This is a genomic window from Mesorhizobium sp. UC74_2, from assembly GCF_042701485.1.
In the GTDB taxonomy this organism is placed as follows: domain Bacteria; phylum Pseudomonadota; class Alphaproteobacteria; order Rhizobiales; family Rhizobiaceae; genus Mesorhizobium.
In genome coordinates this window covers 1,423,089-1,438,113 of sequence record NZ_CP170562.1, presented here as the reverse complement: position 1 = coordinate 1,438,113, position 15,025 = coordinate 1,423,089, and the positions used below count along the sequence as shown (strand labels likewise).

The window sequence follows — 15,025 nt, the reverse complement described above, 5'->3', positions numbered from 1 at the left end:
ATGGCCAGGCCGGCGAGATCGCGCGCGCGGAAATCCGCGCGCGGCGCCGGCCCTGCTTCGCCCGTCCCGGCGACCGACGACAAGGCGGCGCCGGAAATTCCGGCGCCGCGACCCGACAGCGATGACGCCGTCCCGAACACCGCAGCACCGGAACCTGAGTCCGGCGAAGAACCGTCAGGCGACCGCAGCGAAGCGCAGCGCTGGCTGCTGGGTGGCGTGGTCTCCGTCGCAGCCCATATCGGCGCCGGGCTCTATCTCGCCGCGTTAACCCTGCCTCCCGCCACCGATACGGGCATCGTCGACTCCATCTCCGTTGAGTGGGTGCCTCCGGACGTATCCGAGGCTGCCCTGAAGGCCGAGCGGCCCGCGGATGCAGTCGACGAACCGGCACGCTCCGTTCCTCGGCCTGACATCGAAAAAGCGCCGGAAAAGCCCTCGTACGACGAACCGAGGCAGGCCGATCCGCTCCCTGAAGACGACAAGCCCCCGACGACCAAACCCGCGCGGCAGCCGCGACAGGAAACAGCGGAAACCAGAACCGAAGCACCGCAGCCGAAGCAGGAAGCCGCCCCTGCACCACAGGTTCTCCGCTCCGCGCAGCAAAACGTGCCAGCCGTGCCGGCCGTCACGAAGGCGCCGGAAAGCAAACCCGCCCGCCCGGTCGAGAAGCCCGGCGCCGCGCGACAGGAAACCCGAAAGGCCGAGAACAACAGCCGCTCTCGCAAACTCGAACGGGCAGAGCCCGCCAGGCCGGTTCGCCAGCAGCGCAAGAGCGCGCCGAAGAGGACCGTGGCAGCCGATGGGTCCGGCTCATCTGAAAAAGCCGTTCGGCCGGCGGCGGTTTCGCCGAAGCAGGCAACCTCCACGGGACCCGCGAAGGCAGCCGGACGCGGCGCGGTATCACCTGCGCAATGGCAGGCCAAGGTCATCGCCCATATCCGCCGCTTCAGGCAATATCCCCCGGGCGCCAGTGGTTCTGCGTCGGTTCGCGTGCAGTTGCGCATCAATGCCCAAGGCGTCGTAAGATCGGCTTCGGTCGCGGGCTCCTCCGGCAATGCGGCCCTTGATCGCGCTGCGATCGAGACCGTGAAGCGAGCCTCCCCTGTACCCGCCCCGCCACCTGAAATAGCCCGCTCCTCGATGACGCTGGCGATCACGATCAGTTTCAAGCGCTGAACCGCCAAAATGCCTTGTCGGCAAATCCGCGACCATCCATACCAGTCGTTGACATCGAGTCGCTGTTCTATACTAGATATCGGAGTCGAGGTTCTCCCGAGTCGTCTGGTTCGGGAGCTAAGAGGGAAGCCGGTGCAAAACCGGTGCTGCCCCCGCAACTGTAAGCAGTGAGCCCGCGTCGAAAAATGCCACTGGTGCCGTAACGCACCGGGAAGGCCGACAAGGGCGACGACCTGTGAGCCAGGAGACCTGCCGCGACGAACGAGAACGAACCTCGGGCGGGGTGTCCCGGCGGTGCGCGTGGCCGGGCGTCGCTGCGTCCCGAATGGCCAATGCGTTCCCCCAAAATCCCCGCCCACAACGCCACGGGGATGACATGGCAACGACTGCAGCGCTCACCACGAACGGAGCTCCCAAGGCCCCACCGATCGGCGAAAGCCATCATTCGCCTCAGGCCGAGCCCGGCTACAAGGTGATACGCCGCAACGGTTCGGTGACGCCGTTCGATGCGACGAAAATCGTGGTGGCGCTGACCAAGGCTTTCCTCGCAGTCGAAGGCTCGAGCGCGGCGGGCTCGCGGCGTGTGCATGACGTTGTCGAGGACCTGGCCGGACAGGTGGTTGCGGCGCTGACGCGCCGCTTCGAAGCCGGACGCACTTTCCATATCGAGGAGATCCAGGATCAGGTCGAACTGGCGCTGATGCGCGGCGAACACCACAAGGTGGCGCGCGCCTATGTGCTTTATCGCGCGGAGCGGGCGCGCGAGCGCCTGGCGGACAAGGCGGATGCGGTCGCGCCGGGCGGATCGCTCAACGTGAAGGGCGAAGACGGTGCCCTTGCACCGCTCGACGAAGCCCGCTTCTCGCGCGTGGTCGAAGAAGCCTGCGCCGGCCTGGAAGCCGTTTCGCCCGAGGCCATCCTCACCGAGGCACGCCGCAATCTCTATGACGGCATCACGCGGGATGAACTGTCGCTGGCGCCGATCCTGGCCGCACGCACGCTGGTCGAGACCGAGCCGAACTATGCCTTCGTTTCGGCCCGCCTGCTGCTCGACCGCCTCCGCCGCGAAGCCCTGAGTTTCGTCACCGGGCGCAGCGAGCAGGCAACCCAGGCCGAGATGGCGGGGCGCTACGCCTCCTATTTCCCGGAATTCATCACGGCCGGCATCGAAGCCGAGTTGATCGATCCGGAACTCGGCCGCTTCGACCTTGCCCGGCTGGGTGCGGCGCTGAAGCCCGAACGCGACCTGCAGTTCCAGTATCTCGGCCTGCAGACACTCTACGACCGCTATTTCCTGCACACGAAGGGCAAGCGTTTCGAGCTGCCGCAGGCCTTCTTCATGCGGGTCGCCATGGGGCTGGCGGTGCGCGAGATCGACCGCGAGGCTCGGGCCGTCGCGTTCTACGACCTCTTGTCCTCCTTCGATTTCATGGCGTCGACGCCGACGCTGTTCAATTCCGGCACGCTGCGGCCGCAGCTGTCGTCATGCTTCCTGACCACCGTCGCCGACGACCTCGACGGCATCTTCAAGGCGGTCAAGGACAATGCGCTGCTCGCCAAATATTCCGGCGGCCTCGGCAATGACTGGACGCCGGTGCGTGGCCTCGGTGCGCACATCAAGGGCACCAATGGCGAGAGCCAGGGCGTGGTGCCGTTCCTGAAGGTGGCCAACGACACCGCCATCGCCGTCAACCAGGGCGGCAAGCGCAAGGGCGCGGTGTGCGCCTATCTCGAGACCTGGCATGTCGACATCGAGGAATTCCTCGACCTGCGCAAGAACACCGGCGACGATCGCCGCCGCACGCATGACATGAACACCGCCAACTGGGTGCCGGACCTGTTCATGGAACGGGTCGAGGCCAATGGCGAATGGACGCTGTTCTCGCCAGACGAGACGGCTGACCTGCACGATCTCTACGGCTCCGCGTTCCGGCAGACCTACGAGGCCTATGAGGCGAAGGCAGCCGCCGGCGGGCTCAAGGTGTTCCGCAAGGTCCGCGCCGTCGACCTCTGGCGCAAGATGCTGACCATGCTGTTCGAGACGGGCCATCCCTGGATCACCTTCAAGGACCCTTGCAACATCCGTTCGCCGCAAGGCCATGTCGGCGTGGTTCACTCCTCCAACCTGTGCACCGAAATCACGCTGAACACGTCGAAGGACGAGGTCGCCGTCTGCAATCTCGGCTCCATCAACCTCGTCAACCATGTCAGCGAAAAGGGGCTCGACCTCGATCGCCTGGCAAGGACCGTCTCCGTCGCCATGCGCATGCTCGACAACGTCGTCGACATCAATTTCTACACCATCCCCGAGGCGCGCCGTTCCAACCTGCGCCACCGGCCGGTGGGGCTGGGCCTGATGGGCTTCCAGGATGCGCTGCAGCTGCTGCGCATCCCCTATGCCTCCGATGAGGCGGTCGCCTTCGCCGACGCCAGCATGGAGGCGATCAGCTACCAGGCCATCTCGGCCTCGGTCGATCTTGCCGCCGAGCGTGGCCGCTATCCGAGCTATGAAGGATCGCTGTGGTCGAAAGGCATCCTGCCGATAGACTCCATTGTCCTCCTGGAAAAGGCGCGGCCCAGCGTGGAGATGGATGCGTCTTCCACGCTCGACTGGGATGCGTTGCGCAAGCGGGTCAAGAAATCCGGCATGCGCAATTCGAACTGCATGGCAATCGCGCCGACCGCCACCATCTCCAACATCTGCGGCGTGTCGCAGTCGATCGAACCCGGCTACCAGAACCTCTTCGTCAAATCGAACATGTCCGGCGATTTCACCGTGGTGAACGCGCAGCTCGTGCATGATCTCAAGGCGCGTGGCCTGTGGGACGAGGTGATGATCTCCGACCTCAAATATTTCGACGGCTCGCTCGGCCAGATCGACAGGGTGCCCGACGACATCAAGGCGCTCTATGCGACCGCCTTCGAGATCGATTCCTCCTGGCTGATCGACGCGGCGTCACGACGGCAGAAGTGGATCGACCAGGCGCAGTCGCTCAACCTCTACATTGCCAATCCCTCCGGCAAGAAGCTCGACGAACTCTATCGTCTTGCCTGGCGCAAAGGCCTGAAGACGACCTACTACCTGCGCTCGCGCTCGGCGACGCATGTCGAGAAATCGACGCTGAAAGGCACCGACGGCAAGCTCAACGCCGTCTCGGCGCTTGCCGCCGCACCCGCCGCCCAGCCGATCGTCATCCATGCCGATGCGGCCTGGGGCAAGGCCTGCGCCATCGACGACCCTGAGTGCGAAGCCTGCCAGTAAGCAGCGAAGAAAAAGAAGGAGAAAAGAAGGTGCTCGACTGGTCCGAACCGAAAGCCCAGCCCAAAACCATCATCGATCTCGACGCGGATATGCCGCCCATTGCCGCCGCCACCGGCCTCGGCGAGATCGACCGCAGCGGTTCCCGCGTTTCCGTCGACGAAAAACGCATGATCAATGCGCGCGCCGACGTGAACCAGCTGCTGCCGCTCAAGTACCGCTGGGCCTGGGAGAAATATCTCTCCGGCTGCAACAACCACTGGATGCCGACCGAAGTGTCGATGCAGGCCGACATCGCGCTTTGGAAATCGAAGGACGGCCTGACCGACGACGAGCGGCGCATGATCAAGCGCAATCTCGGCTTCTTCGCCGCCTCGGAATCGCTCGTCGCCAACAACATCGTGCTGGCCATCTACCGGCATCTCACCAATCCCGAATGCCGGCAGTATCTGCTGCGCCAGGCCTTCGAGGAGGCGATCCACACGCATACCTTCCAGTACATCGTTGAAAGCCTGTCGCTGGACGAAGGCGAGCTGTTCAACATGTATCGCGAGGTGCCGTCGATCACCGACAAGGCGGCGTGGGCGCTGAAGCATACCCAGCATCTCGACGATCCGGACTTCCGCACCGGCACGCTGGAGGCAGACCAGGCCTTCCTGCGTGACCTCGTCGCCTTCTACGTCATTTTCGAAGGCATGTGGTTCTACACCGGCTTCGCGCAGATCCTGTCGCTCGGACGGCGCAACAAGATGGTCGGCATTGCCGAGCAGTACCAGTACATCCTGCGCGATGAGTCCATCCATCTCAATTTCGGCATCGACGTCATCAACCAGATCAAGATCGAAAACCCGCATCTGTGGACGAAAGCGTTCCAGGAAGAGGTGCGCGCCATGATCGCCGACGCGGCGGAACTGGAGGCCTCCTACGGCCGCGACACGATGCCGAGGGGGTTCCTCGGGCTCAACGCGGCGCTGTGCGAGCAGTACATGCACTTCATCGCCAACCGGCGCTGCGCGCAACTCGGCCTGCACCCGGTGTTCGCAGAGGCCGAGAACCCGTTCCCGTGGATGTCGGAAGCGATGGACCTGAAGAAGGAGAAGAACTTCTTCGAGACCCGCGTCATCGAATACCAGAATGGCGGGGCGCTGGCATGGGACTGAACGTCGAAGCACGACACATCGCCGGACAGCCGGCGGCCCCGCAACAGCCGGAAGATGTGTTCCTGTCGTGGCTGCTTGCGCAACCCGCCGGGACGGACCTCGCCGCGGCGGCGACCATCGAGATCGCCAGATTGCAGCGATACCGGGGAGACCATCCCGGACCGCGCCGACTCGCCGAACTCTTCGAAGCGCTGCAGGGGTCGGTCGCCCCGGGATCTGCGATCCGGCAATGAGGCGCAAGGTCCTCATCGTCGGGATCGGTGCCGGCAATCCGGATTTCGTGACGGTGCAGGCAATCAACGTCCGCGGCCATGTGACCCTGTTTTTCATCCCGGATCACGAGGCTGAAGAAGGCACCGACAGACGAATGAAGGACCCTGCCCGCCTTCGTGCGGAGATCGTCGGGCTCTATGTGCGGAACCGGCCGTTCCGCACCACTACCTATAGGGAACCGCACAAGGACGGCGGCGAGGCACTGGCGGGCGACCTTCGACACGCTGGTCTCTCCTTCGAGGAACTGGATGCTTCCGAATGCGGGGCCTTCGCGTCTGGAGCGGGTTCTCGCTGATCGAAACGCTGGGACGCATCCTGCAGCGATTGCGGTCGACCGGAGATTTCGAGCTCGACTATGAGGTGATCCCCGGCAACAGCGGCATTCAGGTGCTGATGACCGCGCACAAGGTGGCGCTGTGCAATGTCGGCCGATCGATCCTGACGGCGACCGGGCGCTCCCTCGCCGGAGATTTCCCCAACAACGCCGACACCATCGTTTTCATGCAGCCCGCCGTCCCGGCACCGGATACCGTCGGCGGGCACAACGACGTGCATTGGACCCTCTATGCCGGCATGCCGGACGACATGCTCCTCTCCGGCAGGCTGCTGGAGATCGTCGGCGGCCTCGAACAGGTTCGCAAAGAAGCGCTCGACGGCAAAGGCTGGATTGTCGAAGCCATGCTTACGCAGAAAGGCGCGCACGGCAGCTAGCCGCAGCGTCCATCAACGTATTTTCGCAAATTCTTATTGCAAACAATTCTCATTTGCATCAAAGGTCGAATGCAAATGAGAATTAGTCGCAACAAGGAGGCGCTTATGCATGATGGGATGAGACGGTCGATCCTGGCCGCAGCGATGGGAATGGCGATCAGCGCCATCCTGGCGATCGCGCCGGCAGCCGCGCAGGAGAAATTCAAGGCCGTGACCACCTTCACGGTGATCGCCGACATGGCCAAGAATGTCGCCGGCGATGCCGCGATCGTGGAATCGATCACCAGGCCGGGCGCCGAGATTCACAACTACGCGCCGACGCCGGGTGACATCCAGCGCGCGCAGGGCGCGAAACTCATCCTGTGGAACGGCCTCAACCTCGAACTGTGGTTCGAGAAATTCTTCCAGAACCTGCATGACGTGCCCGGCGCCGTCGTCTCCGAGGGCGTCGAGCCGATGAGCATCGCCGAGGGGCCATACACCGGCAAGCCCAATCCGCACGCCTGGATGTCGCCCAGGAACGCGCTGATCTACGTCGACAACATCCGTGACGCCTTCATCAGGAACGATCCGGCCAATGCCGGCACCTACCGGGCCAATGCGGAGGCCTACAAGCAGAAGATCGAAGCGACGATCGCGCCGATCCGCCAGAAGCTCGAGGAGATCCCGCAGGACAAGCGCTGGCTGGTGTCGAGCGAAGGCGCCTTCAGCTATCTGGCCCGCGACTTCGGCATGCAGGAGCTCTATCTGTGGCCGATCAATGCGGACCAGCAGGGAACGCCGCAGCAGGTCCGCAAGGTCATCGATGCGGTCAAGGCGAACGGCATCGTCGCGGTCTTTTCCGAAAGCACGGTTTCCGACAAGCCTGCGCGGCAGGTGGCCCGCGAGACAGGCGCGCACTATGGCGGCGTGCTTTACGTCGATTCGCTCAGCGAGGCGGACGGTCCGGTGCCGACCTATATCGACCTGCTTCGCGTCACCTCCGACACGTTGCGGCAGGGCCTCGCCGAGGGCCTCTCGCAATGACGGCAGCATTCAAGATCGTCACCCAGCCGGCTCTGCCGGCTGGCATCTCCGTGCGGGATGCGACCGTCACCTATCGCAATGGCCAGACCGCGATGCACGATGCCAGCTTCGAGGTCCCGACCGGCACGATCACGGCGCTGGTCGGCGTCAACGGTTCGGGCAAATCGACCCTGTTCAAGGCGATCATGGGCTTCGTGCGGCTTGCCAGGGGCAGCATCCAGGTGCTCGGCATGCCCGTCGCCGAGGCGCTGCGCAAGAACCTGGTTGCCTATGTGCCGCAGGCCGAGGAGGTCGACTGGAATTTTCCGGTCCTGGTCGAGGATGTCGTCATGATGGGCCGCTACGGACACATGAACATGATGCGCATTCCGAAAGCCGCCGATCGCGAGGCCGTTTCGGCCGCCCTTGCCCGCGTCGGCATGTCGGAGTTCCGCAGGCGCCAGATCGGCGAACTGTCGGGCGGGCAGAAGAAGCGCGTCTTCCTGGCCCGCGCGCTGGCGCAGGACGGGCGTGTCATCCTGCTCGACGAGCCGTTCACCGGCGTCGACGTCAAGACCGAGGACGCCATCATCGACCTGTTGCGCGCGTTGCGCGACGAAGGGCGCGTCATGCTGGTGTCGACGCACAATCTCGGCAGCGTCCCGGAGTTCTGCGACCGAACCGTGCTCCTGAAGAACACCGTGCTCGCCTCCGGCCCGACCGCCGAGACCTTCACCCAGGCCAATCTGGAGAAGGCCTTCGGCGGGGTGCTGCGCCATTTCGTGCTCGGCGGCGCCGGGCTGCATGCGGACAGCGACCGACGCCGCGTCGCCGTCATCACCGATGACGAGCGGCCGCTGGTCTTCTACGGCGAACCCGGGGCCATGCAGCAGCAATTCAGGGAGGACGGCGAATGAGCGCGCTGCTCCTCGAGCCCTTCGGCTACCAATACATGTTGAACGCAATGTGGGTTTCGGCGCTGGTCGGCGGCGTGTGCGCCTTCCTGTCCTGCTATCTCATGCTGAAAGGCTGGTCGCTGATCGGCGACGCGCTCTCGCATTCGATCGTACCGGGAGTCGCGGGCGCCTACATGCTGGGCCTGCCCTTCTCCATAGGCGCGTTCTTTTCCGGCGGGCTGGCCGCCGCCGCGATGCTTTTCCTCAACCAGCGCACCAAGCTGAAGGAGGACGCCATCATCGGCCTCATCTTCTCCTCCTTCTTCGGGCTCGGCCTCTTCATGGTGTCGCTGTCGCCGACTTCCGTGAACATCCAGACCATCGTGCTCGGCAACATCCTTGCCATCACACCCGAGGACACGCTGCAGCTCGCCATCATCGGCTTCGTCTCACTCGCCATCCTGCTGCTGAAATGGAAAGACCTCATGGTGGTTTTCTTCGACGAAAGCCACGCGCGCTCGATCGGCCTCAACCCGGTCGCGCTCAAGATCATGTTTTTCACGCTGCTGTCGGCATCGACGGTCGCCGCCCTGCAGACGGTCGGCGCCTTCCTGGTGATCTGCATGGTGGTGACCCCGGGCGCCACGGCCTATCTCCTGACCGATCGTTTCCCCCGCCTGCTGGTGATTGCCGTGGTCATCGGTGCTGCCACAAGCTTCGTCGGCGCCTATGCCAGCTACTTCCTCGACGGAGCGACCGGCGGCATCATCGTGGTGCTGCAGACGCTGATCTTCCTGACCGCCTTCGTCTTCGCACCCAGGCACGGCATGCTGGCAGCGCGCCGCCGCGCCGCCCAGGCGCTGGAAAGGACGGCCTGACCATGCTGGATATATTGCTCGCCCCCCTGCGGTTCGACTTCATGATCAACGCGATGGTCATCGCGGTGCTGGTTGCGGTTCCCACCGCCCTGCTCTCCTGCTTCCTCGTGCTCAAGGGCTGGTCGCTGATGGGCGACGCCATCAGCCATGCCGTCTTTCCCGGCGTGGTGCTCGCCTACATCATCGGCCTGCCCTACGCGGTCGGCGCCTTTGCCGCCGGCATGGTCTGTGCGCTCGCCACCGGCTTCCTCAAGGACAACAGCCGCATCAAGCAGGATACGGTGATGGGCATCGTGTTTTCCGGCATGTTCGGGCTTGGGCTGGTGCTCTACGTCAAGATCCAGTCCGAGGTTCATCTCGACCACATCCTGTTCGGCGACATCCTGGGCATCGGACTGCGCGACATCGCCGAAACCGCCGTCATCGCGGCGATAACCGCCGGTATCATCATCTTCAAATGGCGCGATTTTCTGCTGCATGCCTTCGACCCGGCGCAGGCAAGAGCCGTCGGGCTGCGGGTTCAGCTGCTGCACTACGGCCTGCTGTGCCTGATCTCGCTGACGATCGTCGGCGCACTGAAGGCGGTCGGCATCATCCTCGCCATCGCCATGCTGATCGCGCCCGGCGCCATCGCCTTCCTGCTGACCACGCGCTTCAGCGCCATGCTCTGGCTGTCGGTGGTGATCGCGGCCGGGGCCTCGCTGCTGGGCGTCTACCTGTCGTTCTTCATCGACAGCGCCCCAGCGCCGACCATCGTGCTGCTGCTCACCGCACTGTTCGTCGCGGCCTTCCTGTTCGTCACGCTCAAAGCTGTACGGACCCGGTCAACGATAGAGGTGACCGAATGAGCCGGTGACCATCCGCGTCACCTCGCAGCCGTTCGGGTACTATGTCCGGCTCCGCTTCAGGGGCCGCACATAGATCTCGAGCCTGTGGCTGACGATCGCAAAACCATGCTTGCGGGCGATCTCTTCCTGCAGGCGCTCGATCTCCTCGGACTGGAACTCGATCACGCTTCCCGTTTCCACATTGATGAGGTGGTCATGGTGCTCGCGCGGCGTGGTCTCGTAGCGGGCGCGGCCGTCGCCGAACGTATGACGCTCCAGTACCCCCTTCTCGCGCAGCAGGTTGACCGTGCGATAGACGGTGGCAAGCGAAATCGTCGGTTCGATCGCGGTGACGCGGCGGTGCAGTTCGACGACGTCGGGATGATCGCTCGATTCGAACAGGACCTGCATGATGATCCGGCGCGGACCGGTCAGCTTCAGTCCGAACTCCCTGCAGATATCCGCGATGTTTCGTTCCAACCTGTCGGTCTCCCGCCTCACTCCGGTCAAGCATCAAAGCCCTTAGTCCGGACCTTCGGAAGCTTCTAGTCCTATCTCAGTTGCGTCGCATTCACAAAAGCGAGCCACGTCGCCCCGGCCGGGGTTCGACCCAGAAAAGGGAAATCGTATATTGACATAAACATGTCTTTATGTGACTAAGATTGCGACGTCGTTCCTGGAATGAAGAGTGTCGTAATATGTCTTCGGTCGATGAGCTCTTCGGCCCGCTGTCGTCGCGTCCCGACGGCTCGGAAATCCTCGCAGCGCTGAAAGCTGCCGCGCGCGAGCGCATCCTCGTGCTCGACGGCGCGATGGGCACCCAGATCCAGGGTCTCGGCTTCGGCGAGGATCATTTCCGCGGCGACCGCTTCGGCGGCTGCGCCTGCCACCAGCAAGGCAACAACGACCTGCTGATCCTGTCCCAGCCCAAGGCCATCGAGGATATCCACTACGCCTATGCCAGGGCCGGCGCCGACATCGTCGAGACCAACACCTTCTCCTCCACGTCGATCGCGCAGGCCGACTACGGCATGGAGGACATGGTCTATGAGTTGAACCGCGATGGCGCGCGACTGGTGCGGCGCGCCTTGCGCAGGGCCGAGCAGGAAGACGGCCGGCGCCGTTTCGTCGCCGGCGCGCTCGGGCCGACCAACCGCACCGCGTCGATCTCGCCAGACGTCAACAATCCGGGCTATCGCGCCGTCACCTTCGACGACCTGCGCCTCGCCTATGGCGAGCAGTTGCGCGGGCTGATCGACGGCGGCGCCGACATCATCCTGATCGAGACCATCTTCGACACGCTCAACGCCAAGGCCGCGATCTTCGCCTGCGAGGAGATTTATGCCGAAAAAGGCGTCCGGCTGCCGATCATGATCTCCGGCACGATCACCGACCTTTCCGGCCGCACGCTATCCGGCCAGACGCCGACGGCCTTCTGGCATTCCGTGCGGCATGCCCAGCCTTTCACGATCGGCCTGAACTGCGCGCTTGGTGCCGCCGCCATGCGTCCGCACCTTGCAGAACTGTCTTCGGTGGCCGAGACCTTCACCTGCGCCTATCCGAATGCCGGCCTGCCGAACGCATTCGGCCAGTATGACGAGAGCCCCGAATTCATGGCCGGCCAGGTCGAGTACTTCGCGCGCGAAGGGCTGGTCAATGTGGTCGGCGGCTGCTGCGGCTCGACACCGGAACATATCGCGGCGATCGCCGACGCGGTTTCCAGGCACGCCCCGCGCGGGCTGCCGAAACGGTCGCCGCAGATGCGCCTGTCCGGCCTCGAACCCTTCACCCTCACAAGGGACATTCCCTTCGTCAATGTCGGCGAACGCACCAACGTCACCGGCTCGGCCAAGTTCAGGAAGCTGATCACCGCCGGCGACTACGCGGCGGCGCTCGACGTCGCCCGCGACCAGGTCGCCAATGGTGCGCAGGTCATCGACATCAACATGGACGAGGGCCTGATCGATTCGCAGAAGGCGATGGTCGAGTACCTCAACCTAGTCGCCGCGGAACCCGACATCGCGCGCGTGCCGGTGATGATCGATTCCTCGAAATGGGATGTCATCGAAGCCGGCCTGAAATGCGTGCAGGGCAAGGCCATCGTCAATTCGATCTCGATGAAGGAAGGCGAAGCGGCCTTCCTGCATCATGCCAGGCTGTGCCGCATGTATGGCGCCGCCGTCGTGGTGATGGCGTTCGACGAGGTCGGCCAGGCCGACACCCGGGCGCGCAAGGTCGAGATCTGCACACGAGCCTACAAGCTGCTGACGGAACAGGCCGGCTTCGCACCGGAGGACATCATCTTCGATCCGAACGTCTTCGCGGTCGCCACCGGCATCGAGGAGCACGACAATTACGGCGTCGACTTCATCGAGGCGACGGGAGAAATCATCGCAACGCTGCCGCATGTCCATATCTCCGGCGGCATCTCCAACCTGTCCTTCTCGTTCCGCGGCAACGAGCCGGTGCGGGAGGCCATGCATGCGGTGTTCCTCTACCACGCCATCCAGCGCGGCATGGACATGGGTATCGTCAATGCCGGGCAGCTCGCCGTCTATGAATCGATCGATCCCGAGCTGCGCGAGGCCTGCGAGGATGTGGTGCTCAACCGCCAGCCCAAGGCCGGTGGCACCGCGACCGAACGCATGCTCGAGATCGCCGAGCGCTACAAGGGCACGGCCGGCAAGGAAACCAGGGAGAAGGACCTGGCCTGGCGCGAGTGGCCGGTCGAACAGCGGATCTCGCATGCGCTGGTCAACGGCATCACCGAATTCATCGATGCCGACACGGACGAGGCACGGCTGAACGCCGAGCGCCCCCTGCATGTCATCGAAGGCCCGTTGATGGCCGGCATGAATGTCGTCGGGGACCTGTTTGGCGCGGGAAAGATGTTCCTGCCACAGGTGGTTAAGTCGGCCCGCGTGATGAAACAGGCCGTCGCGGGCCTGCTGCCGCACATGGAGGCCGAGAAGCTCGCCAATGCCGCCGCAGGCATCGACAATGGCGAACGCCAGAGCGCCGGCAAGATCCTGATGGCCACTGTGAAAGGCGACGTCCACGACATCGGCAAGAACATCGTCGGCGTGGTCCTCGCCTGCAACAACTACGAGATCATCGATCTCGGCGTCATGGTGCCGGCGGCCAGGATCCTCGAAACCGCGCGCAACGAAAAGGTCGATGTGATCGGCCTTTCCGGCCTGATCACCCCGTCGCTGGACGAGATGGTGCATATGGCCTCGGAAATGGAGCGCGAAGGCTTCGACATCCCGCTGCTGATCGGCGGGGCAACGACGAGCCGCGTCCACACCGCGGTCAAGATCCATCCGCGCTACCAGAAGGGACAGGCCGTCTACGTCACCGACGCCAGCCGCGCGGTCGGCGTCGTCTCCAGCCTGCTCTCGCCCGATATGAAGGCCGGCTATGTCGAGACCATCCAGGCCGAGTATCGCAAGGTGACCGAGGCGCATGAGCGCTCGGAACGGGACAAGCAGCGCCTGCCGCTGGCCAAGGCGCGCGCCAATGCCCACAAGGTCGACTGGGCCGGCTACCAGCCGCCGAAACCTTCATTCCTCGGGACCAGGGTGTTCGAAAGCTGGGACCTGGCCGACTCGCCCGCTACATCGACTGGACGCCGTTCTTCCAGACCTGGGAATTGAAGGGGCGCTATCCCAGGATCCTCGAAGACGAAAAGCAGGGGCCGGCGGCACGGCAACTGTTCGACGACGCGCAGGCGATGCTGAAGAAGATCATCGACGAGAAGTGGTTCGCGCCGAAAGCCGTCCTCGGCTTCTGGCCCGCCAATACCACAGGCGATGATATCAAGCTGTTTGCCGACGAAGCCCGGGACACCGAGCTCGCCACCTTCTTCACGCTGCGCCAGCAACTGACCAAGCGCGACGGCAAGCCGAATGTCGCGCTTTCCGATTTCGTCGCCCCCCGCGAGAGCGGCAGGCCCGACTATATCGGCGGCTTCGTCGTGACGGCCGGCATCGAGGAGGTCGCGATCGCCGAGCGCTTCGAGCGCGCCAATGACGACTACAATTCGATCCTGGTCAAGGCGCTGGCGGATCGCTTCGCCGAAGCCTTCGCGGAGCGTCTGCACGAGAAGGTGCGCAAGGAATATTGGGGCTACGCTGCCGATGAAGACCTCGCGCCAGACGACCTGATCGGCGAGCCCTATCGCGGCATCCGCCCTGCCCCCGGCTATCCAGCCCAGCCCGACCACACCGAGAAGGTGACGCTGTTCAACCTGCTCAAGGCGGAAGAGCGGATTGGCGTGCGCCTGACCGAGAGCATGGCGATGTGGCCCGGCTCGTCGGTATCCGGCCTCTATCTCACCCAGCCCGAAAGCTACTATTTCGGCGTCGCCAAGGTCGAGCGCGATCAGGTCGAGGATTATGCCGCGCGCAAGGACATGGCCGTCGCCGATGTCGAGCGCTGGCTTGGACCGATCCTTAACTATGTGCCCTCGCCGATAGCCGAGGCCGCTGAGTAATTCCGCCCTGTCGTCTTTGCACTGCGCCGATGTCGCTTTCGTCATCGCACCGGCACGGCGTCCGTGATCAGATCACCATGTTCAAGGTGCTCTCCGGCGAACCACGCCGGAGGGATAATTGGGAAGCCGGTTTGATGCCGGCGCTGCCCCCGCAACGGTAGCGAAGCTTCTGTCTCGACGACAGACCACTGGGCGAAGGCCTGGGAAGGTGTCGAGACGGTCCCGCAAGGACAGCTTCGGAGCCCGGAAACCAGCCGTGGACTTTTTGGAACTCGACTGATCGCGGTGGGCGGTCAAGAGGCAGAAAGCCGTGCGCCGGTCCAAGACCGTCAAGTACGGCCATCT

At 64.0% G+C, this 15,025-nt stretch carries 11 protein-coding genes, 1 pseudogene and 2 riboswitches; of the genes and pseudogenes, 11 read left to right on the top strand and 1 reads right to left on the bottom strand.

What is annotated here, in order from left to right; genetic code table 11:
- The 10 genes from ACFJIU_RS06765 (at nucleotide 1) to ACFJIU_RS06720 (ending at nucleotide 10,206) form a co-directional block, all read left to right on the top strand.
- Nucleotides 1-1,176, top strand: coding sequence for a TonB family protein (locus ACFJIU_RS06765; RefSeq protein ID WP_379069069.1), 1,176 nt, complete (start codon nucleotides 1-3; stop codon nucleotides 1,174-1,176).
- A 71-nt stretch (nucleotides 1,177-1,247) separates the two neighbouring features.
- Nucleotides 1,248-1,448, top strand: a riboswitch (cobalamin riboswitch).
- Between the two features lie 104 nt (nucleotides 1,449-1,552).
- On the top strand, nucleotides 1,553-4,438 hold the full coding sequence (locus ACFJIU_RS06760; RefSeq protein WP_379069066.1) for a ribonucleoside-diphosphate reductase subunit alpha: 2,886 nt from the start codon (nucleotides 1,553-1,555) through the stop codon (nucleotides 4,436-4,438).
- 29 nt (nucleotides 4,439-4,467) lie between these two features.
- Nucleotides 4,468-5,595, top strand: coding sequence for a ribonucleotide-diphosphate reductase subunit beta (locus ACFJIU_RS06755; RefSeq protein WP_379069063.1), 1,128 nt, complete (start codon nucleotides 4,468-4,470; stop codon nucleotides 5,593-5,595).
- Complete coding sequence (locus ACFJIU_RS06750) at nucleotides 5,586-5,828, top strand: hypothetical protein (protein WP_379069060.1); 243 nt, start codon at nucleotides 5,586-5,588, stop codon at nucleotides 5,826-5,828. Before ACFJIU_RS06755 ends, ACFJIU_RS06750 begins: the two co-directional genes overlap by 10 nt.
- Entirely contained in the window at nucleotides 5,825-6,163 is a 339-nt protein-coding gene (locus ACFJIU_RS06745) for a hypothetical protein (RefSeq protein WP_379069057.1), read from the top strand. Before ACFJIU_RS06750 ends, ACFJIU_RS06745 begins: the two co-directional genes overlap by 4 nt.
- Nucleotides 6,127-6,579 carry a hypothetical protein gene (locus ACFJIU_RS06740; protein WP_379069054.1) on the top strand — a complete coding sequence of 151 codons (453 nt, stop codon included), beginning with the start codon at nucleotides 6,127-6,129 and terminating at the stop codon, nucleotides 6,577-6,579. The genes ACFJIU_RS06745 and ACFJIU_RS06740 overlap by 37 nt, the downstream gene beginning before the upstream one ends.
- Before the next feature lie 105 nt (nucleotides 6,580-6,684).
- Nucleotides 6,685-7,605 (top strand): metal ABC transporter substrate-binding protein, encoded by a 921-nt coding sequence (locus tag ACFJIU_RS06735; protein ID WP_379069052.1) that lies wholly within the window; start codon nucleotides 6,685-6,687, stop codon nucleotides 7,603-7,605.
- On the top strand, nucleotides 7,602-8,501 hold the full coding sequence (locus ACFJIU_RS06730) for a manganese/iron ABC transporter ATP-binding protein (protein ID WP_379069049.1): 900 nt from the start codon (nucleotides 7,602-7,604) through the stop codon (nucleotides 8,499-8,501). The genes ACFJIU_RS06735 and ACFJIU_RS06730 overlap by 4 nt, the downstream gene beginning before the upstream one ends.
- Nucleotides 8,498-9,358, top strand: a complete 861-nt coding sequence (gene sitC, locus ACFJIU_RS06725) for an iron/manganese ABC transporter permease subunit SitC (RefSeq protein ID WP_379069046.1) — start codon at nucleotides 8,498-8,500, stop codon at nucleotides 9,356-9,358. The genes ACFJIU_RS06730 and sitC overlap by 4 nt, the downstream gene beginning before the upstream one ends.
- A complete protein-coding gene (locus ACFJIU_RS06720) occupies nucleotides 9,355-10,206 on the top strand; it encodes a metal ABC transporter permease (protein ID WP_379072989.1) in 852 nt (283 codons plus the stop codon). The genes sitC and ACFJIU_RS06720 overlap by 4 nt, the downstream gene beginning before the upstream one ends.
- Nucleotides 10,207-10,245: 39 nt before the next feature.
- Here the strand turns inward: ACFJIU_RS06720 and ACFJIU_RS06715 are convergent, their stop codons facing one another.
- Nucleotides 10,246-10,665 (bottom strand): Fur family transcriptional regulator, encoded by a 420-nt coding sequence (locus tag ACFJIU_RS06715; protein WP_379069043.1) that lies wholly within the window; start codon nucleotides 10,663-10,665, stop codon nucleotides 10,246-10,248.
- Nucleotides 10,666-10,883: 218 nt separating this feature from the next.
- Here ACFJIU_RS06715 and metH point away from each other — a divergent pair.
- A pseudogene (gene metH, locus ACFJIU_RS06710) lies at nucleotides 10,884-14,680 on the top strand (methionine synthase).
- A 67-nt stretch (nucleotides 14,681-14,747) separates the two neighbouring features.
- Nucleotides 14,748-14,954: riboswitch (cobalamin riboswitch) on the top strand.
- The last annotated feature ends 71 nt before the right edge of the window (nucleotides 14,955-15,025 follow it).

Excerpts from the sequence above, each read along its gene's own strand:
- ACFJIU_RS06765 (WP_379069069.1), top strand. The coding sequence starts at position 1 with ATGGCCAGGCCGGCGAGATCGCGCGCGCGGAAATCCGCGCGCGGCGCC.
- ACFJIU_RS06760 (WP_379069066.1), top strand. The coding sequence starts at position 1,553 with ATGGCAACGACTGCAGCGCTCACCACGAACGGAGCTCCCAAGGCCCCA.
- ACFJIU_RS06750 (WP_379069060.1), top strand. The coding sequence starts at position 5,586 with ATGGGACTGAACGTCGAAGCACGACACATCGCCGGACAGCCGGCGGCC.
- ACFJIU_RS06745 (WP_379069057.1), top strand. The coding sequence starts at position 5,825 with ATGAGGCGCAAGGTCCTCATCGTCGGGATCGGTGCCGGCAATCCGGAT.
- ACFJIU_RS06740 (WP_379069054.1), top strand. The coding sequence starts at position 6,127 with ATGCGGGGCCTTCGCGTCTGGAGCGGGTTCTCGCTGATCGAAACGCTG.
- ACFJIU_RS06735 (WP_379069052.1), top strand. The coding sequence starts at position 6,685 with ATGCATGATGGGATGAGACGGTCGATCCTGGCCGCAGCGATGGGAATG.
- ACFJIU_RS06730 (WP_379069049.1), top strand. The coding sequence starts at position 7,602 with ATGACGGCAGCATTCAAGATCGTCACCCAGCCGGCTCTGCCGGCTGGC.
- sitC (WP_379069046.1), top strand. The coding sequence starts at position 8,498 with ATGAGCGCGCTGCTCCTCGAGCCCTTCGGCTACCAATACATGTTGAAC.